Raw genomic sequence first — 6,160 nt, 5'->3', positions numbered from 1 at the left:
TAAGTAATAGTTTGGTCTTGATATCCTTTTCTTTTCTTATTTGTTTGTGAATTGCATCTCTTTCTTTTCTAATATCTATTATTTCCTTTTGCAAAGGAACAAGTTTGTCATCTGACCATGATTCGTATTTTTCAATCTCATATGAAGCATATTCCTCCATTCTGGCATTGACTTGATCTTTATATTTTTCAATGTTTTTATCAAATATATATTCTGTATCTTCTTTAATATGGTCAGGCAACTTACAAGTAACACTTTCTTTTGCTTCTAATTCTAATAATTTAAATCCAAACTCAGCTGGCAGTACATATTTATCATCGGTGATAGCACAGAAAATGATATTCTCTTCGTCGTCATACTCATTAGTGGAAGAAACTTCATAAGCAATAAGCCAACCGGCTTTGTCTTTATATTCTTCTAATAAAATAGATCTATAAGGGTATGATGTTAAATCGAAAGTTACATCTTCGACAACATTCAAGTAGGGTATTTGTCTAAGTATATAGCTTCCAATAGAACTTGTTGCCCTTATTTGTATTTTATCTGTCTCTTTCTTGTTTACAGAGTACACTCCTGCCTTTATCTCATTTGAAATGTCTGCATCTAATTTAAATGACGATGTATTCTCATTTGTATCAGAAATGAACCCATTTAAAGCGACAAGAGCTAACTTCCAAAAATGGCGAATATAACTATCGATTCTCTTTTCGTCATCATCTTGTCTAACCTTTAATAAATTAACAACGTCTTCATCAAAGTTTTCCAATAGAGTTTTCTTTGTATCCTTGATACGCTCTGAAATAACATCTTCCAACTCCTTCTGCAACGAATCGAAAGCCTTGTTTATTTCACTTTCTGTTCTGCATACTCGTAATATAGAACTCAATCTGCTTTCCAAATCAAATGTAGAGTCTATAGACCCCAATACTTCATCACTGCTACCCAATACGCCTTCAAATAAATTAAATTTAGTTGACAGTAACTCATATACACGGCAATCTGCAGCATTAGCCTTATTTACGAAATTCACAACTACTACATCGTGCTTTTGACCATAGCGATGGCAACGTCCAATTCTTTGTTCTATTCGTTGGGGATTCCAAGGCATGTCGTAATTAACCACTAAAGAACAGAATTGAAGATTTATACCTTCAGCACCTGCTTCTGTAGCAATCATTATCTCTGCAGAATCCTTAAAGAAATCTACAAGAGCCTGCTTCTTGTCTATCTGCAAATTACCGGTTACATAAGAGGTTCCTGCATGGGTCAATAACCATTTCTGATATATATTGTTGGCTTCATCATTACTATTTGTTCCATTAAAACATACAACCTTGTCTCTGAAACCGTTCGCTTCAAAAAAGTTTTTTAGATATTCTTGAGTTTTACGACTCTCTGTAAATATTAAAGCTCTTCGCAGACCTCCAAGGCGTTCAACCTTGTCAAATGATGCTGTAAGGGCTTTCAATAATGCTTGAGCCTTTGTCTCACAACCAATTCCTTCGGCCATTGAAACATAATGTCGAAGCTCTTCAATTTCGTTATCAATGGCAGCTTTGTCTTGTTCAGAAATTTCTACTGTTTCATATGAATCTGAATTATCGTCATTATCAATGGTTTCCAAATCATTTAATACAGATGACATACTAAGTATTTGTCGTCCTTCATCCTTAATTCGTTTAAGTCTTTCAATTGTACTTTGAAGCGTGAAAGACAGTGCATAAGCAGATGACGACATGATTTTTCTGTAAAGGAGTGATAGTAAAGGACGTATTCTATCCGGTATACCATAAGTGCCCTCACGAAATAAATAGTCGCTAACAGCTTCATATAAATCAATTTCTTTCTTTGAAGGATGATACTCTTGAACAAAAGGAATACGTTTGGTGTATTTCACATACTCCTGCACTTGGTTTCTCAATGTACGATGCGCTATATGGGCAATCCTTGCCTTCAATTCTCCATATTTAGAGTTGTCACGGATTGATATTGTATTATACTGTTCCTCAAACGTTTGGACAGAAGAGAAGAATTCATCATCAATTATACTGATAAGTCCATATAGCTCCCTTAAATTGTTTTGTAAAGGAGTGGCTGTAAGCAATATCTTCTTGTATGGGCGCAATGTCTCCTTCAATACATTTGCGGTCACATTTCCTTTTTTATATACGTTACGAAGTTTGTGAGCCTCGTCTATCACAACAAGATTCCACATGACTTTTGATAACTCGTCCGCATGGGTAACGGCAAACTGATAAGAACAGATTATTATACTTTCATCTGTTTGAAAAGGGTTTTCTGTTTTGGCTGCAATGGTTTTGTAAGAACCTTGCTCTAATATTAAAGACGGGAGAAAAAACTTCTCTAATAACTCCATGCTCCATTGATTTCTCAATGAAGCTGGAACTATAATCAATATGTGTCTTTTATGTTCTGCCCATAATTCTGACAATAAGATACCTGCTTCAATGGTTTTTCCAAGTCCAACTTCATCGGCAAGTATTGCTCCTTTGCTTAATGGTGACTTAAATGCAAATAGAGCAGCTTCCACCTGATGAGGATTTAAATCGACCTTTGATTCAGATAAAACGCCAGTAAACCGACCTTCATCTGATGTCGATTTTTTGTGGCAAATGTCCCACTTGTAATATATTTGTTGAGCTATAGATATCATTACTTTTTATTCTTACGTTCTATTTTAACAGAATATTCCGGGGATACAGCATCGAATTCATTTATTGCTGCTCCTTTCCAATAGTTTATGGCAAGTTCTTCACATTCTTTGCGTAATCTGTCATTGAAATCAGGTTCCTCTTCTTTGCCATAAAGGCTTACAATATGGTTATATTGAGGAAGTATAGAAATATCACTGAAAGATATTCTTACAATCCGTATTTGCGCATTGGGATGATTGCGAAGGAATGCATTTTGCAGTGCGGATATGCCAATGGGTATCTTGTTGTCTGCAATGCTTTTTATGGTAGAGACAACGCTTACGTATTTCTCACCATTGTTTATGTTATAATCACAACCTAATAAGCTATTGCTTACTGACTCATATTTTATGCCTTCGTTTAAAAGATATTGTTCATATATCTTCTTGCCGATATAATTCACAATGCGTCGAACCATAGATGGTGCCTTGTCTTCATCTATTATCCAGTTAACGATATCATCAACGTGGTCTGCCACAACAGGAAGATTGTCTGCGCCAACCTTATCTACGATTTGTACAAGAGATTCCAAATTAGAAGTAATAATGTTCGGTATTCTGGAAGTTATTCCATCAGAATAGGAACATAACTTTGAATTAGAGTCAAATCCTATATGGTTGTCTTCACCATACGAAGAATGCGACTTATTTAAAGCTTCTTTTATATCTACTCCATTTTCTAATGCGGATACGATTGATGCCAAGGTCTCGACAGGGCACTTTTGCTCTTCTAATTTCTTATATAGTTTCTCTCTACTTATTTTGTCTTGTTCTTCTTGTTCTTCTTTATCCTTTTTTATTTTCTCCGCTTGAATCTCATTCAAAAAGGTCAAATGCTGTTCAACGGTATCTTTTTTTTCATAACCTAACTGATGAAACTCATCAATGGTTATTTCGTTAGAATTGCAGAATGAACCATCAGCTCTAACTATCCACTTGTCATTTTTCAAATTATGATAATAAGAGCTCTCAAAATCTCTAACATGGTATGACCATTCACGATATAAACAATATTCTAATTCTCCATTTTTCTTTGTATCGATTCCGTTTTCACAGACAAATCTCCACAAAGCGTGAGACCAATCTTTTGAACATTTATTTATATTATAACCATCCAATTGGTAATCTTTAAAACCAGGAAATTTAGTAACAGCCAAGTATTGCTCATCAAGGAAATCAACAATATATTTGGGGAAATTCTCATAGGAATAATCATACTTAATCCTTCTATATAGTTTCTCTGCTATTATCGTTATCTCACGAATTTGAGGTTTGCTACTAACGTTTAAAAAAAGCTCAAGAAAATGTTTAACTTCAGAGCATGACAAATCAGTGCCTTTTGTATAAAAGTCACAATCAACAAATTTAAAAGAAGTATCGCCTTTTGCGTAATTCAGAAAATCAGTTGTTGGTATGTACATTTCTGATACATTACACAACGTAAAACGAGATTCGTCTAACTGTTTTAGTTTCCATTCTTTCTTTATTATATCTTTGATTCTCTGGTTTGCATTGGCATAGACCAACTTGTATATATACTCAAAATCTTTTAATAAGATTTCTTCTGTTGGAATGTCATTTTTCTTATAGCGAACAAGCAGAGTCTTTTCTAAATAGTCAGCCATGTCTGGCTCCTTTATTCCCATACCCCGGAAAAGGCTTTCATGTTTCTCAAAGATTTCCTTATCTAACACTTTACCGAAAGCGTCAGTTTCTACATCTTTAAAACCTGAATATGGAAGACAGACATTTGCATTCTTTTTATACAAATAATACGGACTTATCCATTCTCCATCTTGTGTTTTTGCTATAGAAGCAAATCTAAATTTGAGCTTGTTCCAAGAATCTACGGAGAAAGCACTCCATGTGTCGCTAATAGTTCTTGGTTCATCAGACCTCCATAAAACGCGTGCTTTGTCCTCTATATATGTAAGAAGTCTGTGAGCCCATTCCAATGGTTGGTTTGCCATGAAGGAATTTGAAATATGCTTTGCTAGGTATTCATTATCAAACGGCTTAATTTTTAATTCTGCTTCGACTTCCTTAAAATCAGATCTATATTGTTTTAAGTAAAGAAAATCCCTATCGTTGTTTTGGCATAATTGTGCAATCTGTGAAGAGGAAATTAAATTTTCCAAATCAATGGTTGCAGAAAACACATCATTTATAGAAGCATAACGCTTTGACCTATTAAGAAGCAGTTTATTATCTCTTACTTTTCTGAAATAACACTGTTTCAAATATGTGTCACTGTATTCTGTTGATTTAATATTTAGAATATGGAATATGTTGTCGTTTATAAGAATGTTTTTGTTCGTAGTCGATATTTCGTTATCTTCCGATTCTAATAGTCTTGAATTCCTGCATTCACCAATTTCTTTAAGACACAACAAGGCATCAGACGCTAATTCGGCAATGCAATTCAAGAACTTTTGATTTATATTCTCATAGCGTTTAATACTATCTCTATTGTCAACAAGTAAAAATGGAGCATGGCTTACAAAACAACTATCAAAATGCTCGCTTGTCGGGAAGAAACAATATATTTGTCCCTTTGCATCAATATCCAATGATCCGTCAGGGTTTACATAAAATCCAACACTTATATTGTACTTTCCTTTTATTGTATTGCAGTCACGATGGAACAGATACATTAACAGGTTCTTGTCGTATTCATGAATACGGCAAAATTCATATTTTATGCCATGACGTTCACCCGTTTGTATTACTTCTTTTGAGTACTCATGTCTCATTTCTTCTCCATCAATACACCAGGTGATTTTTTGAATATGAGGCAGAAACAGTACAGGCATATTAAGATTCTGCAGTCTTTGTAGAATCTCTGGATACGCTTTCTCGGGGTCCTTAAAAGGTAGTTCAAAAAGAGTTTCGCCTGCATTGCGGAGTTCATGGTCGTTTTCTAATAATGTTGGAATAATATAGTTTTCTATCTTAAACCAAAAAGTATCGTCATATATAGATGGGGTATCTGTATATTGGAACACTGATTTAAAACCTACGCCGAATTTACCTATAGTTTGTTCTTCATCTTCTTTTGTAGAACAACCTACAGATGTGATAGAATTGATATCTCCTATCTCTCCAGTTTGTTCTCTGGCATCTGTTATAGAGAATTGGCGTTTACCATTGTGTTTGAAGACCAATTTATCTCTAAATAATAGAATTTTAACGTCTGTAGCAGCTGTATCATCTGCATTTTGTATCAATTCATATATAAAATGAGCTGTTTCAGGATATTTTTCAACAATACCCTTCCACACTTTTATGTTTGTACGTTTCGAATAAGTTTTCCAATCATCTTGTTTATCTTTTACAAGAATCTCAAAAAGCCTTTCTTGTTCAGAATTTAAGGTATGTGTATTCTCATTCATATTCCACACTATTATTGTTTTTAAGGATCATTCTCTTTTTCTATTTAAGATTCTA

Annotated in this window: 2 protein-coding genes; both read right to left on the bottom strand. The window is 34.2% G+C overall.

All coding sequences use genetic code 11. The annotated features are described in order from the left end of the window. Positions 1-2,674 (bottom strand): SNF2-related protein (locus CHL74_RS14535; protein ID WP_094881902.1); only part of this gene is annotated, 2,674 nt, incomplete at its 3' end. After that, positions 2,674-6,105, bottom strand: coding sequence for a sacsin N-terminal ATP-binding-like domain-containing protein (locus CHL74_RS14530; RefSeq protein WP_094881901.1), 3,432 nt, complete (start codon positions 6,103-6,105; stop codon positions 2,674-2,676). The genes CHL74_RS14530 and CHL74_RS14535, both read right to left, overlap by 1 nt. Positions 6,106-6,160 lie beyond the last annotated feature (55 nt).

Source organism: Prevotella sp. 885 (assembly GCF_002265625.1).
GTDB lineage: Bacteria > Bacteroidota > Bacteroidia > Bacteroidales > Bacteroidaceae > Prevotella.
The sequence above is the reverse complement of the archived record's forward strand: the minus strand, read 5'-3'. Positions and strand labels throughout refer to the sequence as shown.

What these genes read in the sequence shown, in the direction of transcription:
- CHL74_RS14530 (WP_094881901.1), bottom strand. Translation starts at nt 6,105, where the DNA reads ATGAATGAGAATACACATACCTTAAATTCTGAACAAGAAAGGCTTTTT.